The following is a 4,924-nucleotide window of genomic DNA, read 5'->3' as shown; positions in this document are numbered from 1 at the left end:
ATTTGTCCGCCTACAGAACCATTCTCTCTTGAAGTTAAATCTCCATTGTAACCTTCTGTAAGATTTACTCCTACTTCCCTAGCAGCTTCCATTTTAAATCTATTTAATCCAGCCTTAGCCTCTGGAACTAATACTCTATTTTTTGACATATAAATTACCTACTCATTAATTGATAATCATTTTCGTTTGTGCTATTATAATGTGCATTATTATAAATAATACTCCTAGAAATTCATGGTTATTTTAATTTGAATTTCTCATTTTTCACCATCCTGATATTAATACTTGTATTTTTTTATTATTAGTATATATGAATATAAATATCATTTTTTTTTATATAGGTAAATGCTAAAGCTAAGTTGAAAATTAAAAGCTATGGAATATCTATTATGTGTTAAAATTATGTAAAAAAGGAGGATAAAGCATATGGATGACCAACCGCAAGAGATTGAAATATATAGTAATTGTATCTTTCATTTTGAATCTGTAAGAAAAAAAACCAAAGCTCTCTGCACTGTAATTTTAGAGGGACACATGAATTATAGAGGTATCTCTACTAAATTAAAATTAATATTAAGTGGTATTAGAGATATTAATATAGAAAAAGAAGTCTATATTGAAGATGAGATTTTAAATATTTTAAAAGAAGATCTTGCAGCGATGTTTAATACTGGAGTACAACCTTATACTAAAGAAAACGTCAGTTTGGGCAGAAAACTCTGTAAATATATAGTATATAACATATCCAATGATAAAGATAAAACCAAAGTTACAAGAGAAATACCTGAATATATATAAAAATAAATAGGAAAAGGTTATCTACAATATGTCAACGGGTCTGATTTTGAAGGCTACTAATTTCTTTGTAAATTAGTTGTAATTAATACCAATAAATAAAAAATGCAAAGGTAATTAAGATAGGGGGATCCCAACTTAATTACCTTTGCATTAAAAATTAGAAGCAAAAATTAAAGATAGTAATATATTACCTCATTTTCAATAAAATATCAATTTATAGCCAATAAAAAATATAGCCGAAGTACATTAAATATCTTTAATGGTTTATTTTATATTAATTTAATTTAAGATACACATAATATAGGTTGGGTGATTATAATGCATACTCGATTAACAACGCTTAAAATTGTATTAGTGATAATTATTGTACTTATTATCCCTTGCTTATTTTCTTTCATACGGTATAGGAGGTGAAAATAAATACAGCAGATATTTCACCTGAATTTGAAGGATTACCTATTTTAAAATATAAATAGAAATCGAACTATTAAAGCGTAGACCAGTTTAGAAACATATATTTAAAATAAAAACAAGGCATGTAAAAGCCTTGTTTTTATTTAGTTTAATTGTACTGTATAGATAAATATTGCATTACATTTTGAACAAACTTTTCTCAAACCGATCTACTGTAATTACTATGAAATATTGTAAGGTTGTCTTTAGTATAATAAATAAATCTTAAGGACATAATTGGTAGGTAATTACTATGAAGGGAATGATGACCTTATGGTGTTCAATAGAGTAGAGATATGTGGAGTAAACACTTCAAAATTACCGAAATTAAAAGAAAAAGAAATGAAAGAGTTGCTATTTAGGATACAAAATGGAGAGCCTGAGTGTAGAGAAAAATTTATTGAAGGAAATCTAAGATTGGTTTTAAGTGTAATAAAGTACTTCAATAGTCGAGGAGAAAACGCAGATGATTTATTTCAAGTAGGATGTATAGGTTTAATGAAGTCCATTGATAAATTTGATTTAAGTATAAATGTTAAATTTTCAACATATGCAGTTCCTATGATTATTGGGGAAATAAGAAGATACTTAAGAGATGCTAACTCTATAAGAGTTAGTAGGTCATTAAGGGATATTGCATATAAAGCACTACAAGTTAGAGAACGATTGACGAATGAGAGCAATAAAGAGCCTACTATATCTCAAATAGCAAAAGAATTAGAATTACCTCGAGAAGACGTGGTAATTGCACTAGACGCTATACAAGCCCCTGTATCTTTATTTCAACCAATTTATCATGATGGTGGAGATGAAGTTTATGTAATGGATCAAATAAGAGACACTAAAAATTTAGATGATAATTGGATTGAAAATATGTCAATTAAAGAGGGAATGAAGAAATTAAAAGATAGAGAAAAGTTAATTCTCCATTTGAGGTTCTTCAATGGAAAAACTCAAATGGAGGTAGCTCATGAAATAGGCATATCCCAAGCACAAGTATCTAGAGTGGAAAAAAACGCGTTAAAGCACATGAGAAAGTATGTATAGGGTCCTCTATTAGGACCCTTTTTGTTATCCTATTTTATAAACGGAACTTAAAAGTTCTCATTTCAGAATTAAATATTAGATACATGAAAACAAATAGCAAATCATATTATATTAAGAAGCTCTATTAGGAGGACATCTGTGTTTTTCGTAAATTGTTTATTAAATATGATTGGGAATGTTACATTTTTAACAGCCTACATAACAGGTAGTAGTTCATTCCCTCAACCATTAAATGATGAAGAAGAAAAATCTTATTTAAGAAAGTTAAAGAAAGGCGATTTACTAGCTAAGGGTATATTAGTTGAACGAAATTTAAGACTAGTTGCACATATAGTAAAAAAATTTTCTTATCCAGGAAAGGATGTAGATGACCTCATATCTATTGGATCTGTGGGACTCATTAAGGCTATTGATTCCTTTGATACTAGTAAGGGAATAAGGCTTGCCACCTATGCTTCGAGGTGCATAGAAAACGAAATACTCATGCTTATTAGGAATAATAAGAAAACAAAAGGGGAGATGTCCCTGCATGATCCTATTGGAAATGATAATGATGGAAATGAGATATCTCTTATTGATGTATTAAGTAGTGATGAAGATTCTATTATTGATATAGTAGAACGTAAAATACAACTTAAACAGATTTATAATAAGATTAACATAGGTTTGAATGATAGAGAAAAAATAGTAATTCAAATGCGCTATGGATTACTTGATGGTAATCCTCGAACTCAAAGAGAAATTTCATTGATTCTAGGAATCTCTGGGTCCTATGTATCTAAAATTGAAAAGAAAGTATTAAAGAAACTTAATAAGGAATTAAATAATAGTGTAAATATATAGTTAGATTATGAAATTTTTTGGATACGTATTGCATAGTATAGAGTATAGCGTACGAATGAAGTAAGCGATAGTTAATAGCCATTCTCCCCAAGAGAGTGGCTATTTTTATAACTTATTATATTATATTAGGTTCATTATTCATGTAATAGTACCTACATAATAATGGTATCTCGAAACGGGGAAAGAAGCTGTACATCAAAAAATGAAAACACAGACATAAGTTGGGTTGTTGGTGTGATTCAGAGAAATGTTGGCGATGCCCTTGGGTACATGATAAAACATTATAGATAAAGTGAGGGGTATTATGAAATCTTCAATTCTTTCTTTTCAAGTAGAATTGCATAAAGATACCTCTAACCGTAGTTTTATTATCCTACGATTAGAGGTATCTTTTAATTAAGTAAAATGTTAATGTGAAAATTATTTAAATATCTTAATACGATCTTCTAATGGTTGGAACTGTTTTTCATCAGGTATAGCTGTTGGTTTTCCGAATGGCATTTGTGATATAAGTTTCCAATTTTCTGGTATGCTCCATTCTTTTTTTACATCCACTTCAATGAGTTCATTATAATGTTGTAGAGATGCACCAAAACCCTCAATTTCTAATGCGGACCATATAACATATTGATGCATCCCACTTGACTGTTGAGACCAAACTGGGAAATTATCCTTATAAGAAGCGAAGTTTTTCTGCATTGATTCAATTACACTAATATCTTCAAAGAATAAAACAGTACCATATCCATTGTGAAATGAATTTATTTTGTCTTCAGTTGAAGCAAAATTCTCAACAGGAACTATCTTTCTTAAAGTATCTTTTGTAATATCCCATAATTTATCGTGATGTTTTTGTAATAACAAAACTACTCTTGCACTTTGAGAATTAAATGGTGAGGGCGTATTTTTCACAGCCTGATCAACAACTTTTTTAATTACCTCATCCGTTGTCACCTTTTCTTTACTAATTCCATAAATTGTGCGTCTGTCTGCTACAGCAGTGTAAAAATCTTTTTTCATATTATTATTCTTCCCATTTTCTTGAGTTAGTATCTTTTTCATTCCCACAATTTCTTTTTCTAAAGATTCAATTTTACTTTTAAATTCTTTAATTTTAAACACATCTGATATTCCCACAATAAGCCTCCAATGAATAATTTTACTTTAATTATATATTTATTCTATCAGTATCTAATTTATTCAAAAAAATAAATGTAAAATTTATAAAAAAATATAAGTATTAATATCAGGATGGTAAAAAATAAGAAATTCAAATTCACTTAGAGTATTAGTAAGCTTGGTGACTTTCTGTTTTGTAATATTAAGGTGTATTGCAATACCTATAAATAAAAATGCAAAGGTAGGAAGTAGGAAGTGTAAAAAATAGACTAACAAATTTATATACTCATTTAAAAAAGTGCGTTAAATATAGTTTGTTATTAGTTATTTCCTGATTTAGAATATTAGGGCGAGTTTAACACAATTTATATTCTGTATAACTGGACTTAAAACCTTAAGACCATTAAGGGTATATCTTTAGTATATCTTTATACGATAGATCAATAGGGTCTGACATTACTTAAATAAATGTCATGAAATGAATAGGTTTGCTTTCAGATGTTGAGCCGATAAAAGCTATCACCTTAAGTATATACTTAAACGATGATAGCTACGAAAATTGCTCGATGTCTGAAACGAACTTTTGAACGATGCCGCGTTAGCACTTACTATGGGATTTCAATAAATATCACTTTCCCAAAATCAGCGATATTCTATTATATTT

5 protein-coding genes are annotated in these 4,924 nt (G+C 28.7%); 3 read left to right on the top strand and 2 right to left on the bottom strand.

Annotated features, from left to right (window positions below; genetic code table 11):
• Positions 1-149, bottom strand: a 149-nt coding sequence (locus VIM70_RS22645) for an alpha/beta-type small acid-soluble spore protein (protein WP_331948040.1), incomplete at its 3' end; no start/stop codon positions are given.
• A gap of 277 nt (positions 150-426) precedes the next feature.
• Between VIM70_RS22645 and VIM70_RS22640 the strand changes: the two genes are divergently transcribed.
• The 3 genes from VIM70_RS22640 (at position 427) to sigK (ending at position 3,141) form a co-directional block, all read left to right on the top strand.
• Positions 427-798, top strand: a complete 372-nt coding sequence (locus VIM70_RS22640; protein ID WP_331948038.1) for a hypothetical protein — start codon at positions 427-429, stop codon at positions 796-798.
• A gap of 726 nt (positions 799-1,524) precedes the next feature.
• On the top strand, positions 1,525-2,298 hold the full coding sequence (gene sigG / locus VIM70_RS22635) for an RNA polymerase sporulation sigma factor SigG (RefSeq protein ID WP_331948037.1): 774 nt from the start codon (positions 1,525-1,527) through the stop codon (positions 2,296-2,298).
• A 138-nt stretch (positions 2,299-2,436) separates the two neighbouring features.
• Complete coding sequence (gene sigK, locus VIM70_RS22630) at positions 2,437-3,141, top strand: RNA polymerase sporulation sigma factor SigK (protein ID WP_331948036.1); 705 nt, start codon at positions 2,437-2,439, stop codon at positions 3,139-3,141.
• Between the two features lie 420 nt (positions 3,142-3,561).
• On the opposite strand, the gene VIM70_RS22625 is transcribed toward sigK, so the two are convergent.
• On the bottom strand, positions 3,562-4,161 hold the full coding sequence (locus VIM70_RS22625) for a nitroreductase family protein (RefSeq protein WP_331948039.1): 600 nt from the start codon (positions 4,159-4,161) through the stop codon (positions 3,562-3,564).
• Positions 4,162-4,924: the final 763 nt, after the last annotated feature.

It is taken from the genome of Clostridium sp., assembly GCF_036569345.1.
Taxonomy (GTDB): Bacteria; Bacillota; Clostridia; order Clostridiales; family Clostridiaceae; genus Clostridium_AD.
Note: the sequence above shows the minus strand (reverse complement) of the source record. Positions and strands in the feature narration are given on the sequence as shown.

What these genes read in the sequence shown, in the direction of transcription:
- VIM70_RS22640 (WP_331948038.1), top strand. Translation starts at nt 427, where the DNA reads ATGGATGACCAACCGCAAGAGATTGAAATATATAGTAATTGTATCTTT.
- sigG (WP_331948037.1), top strand. Translation starts at nt 1,525, where the DNA reads ATGGTGTTCAATAGAGTAGAGATATGTGGAGTAAACACTTCAAAATTA.
- VIM70_RS22625 (WP_331948039.1), bottom strand. Translation starts at nt 4,161, where the DNA reads ATGAAAAAAGATTTTTACACTGCTGTAGCAGACAGACGCACAATTTAT.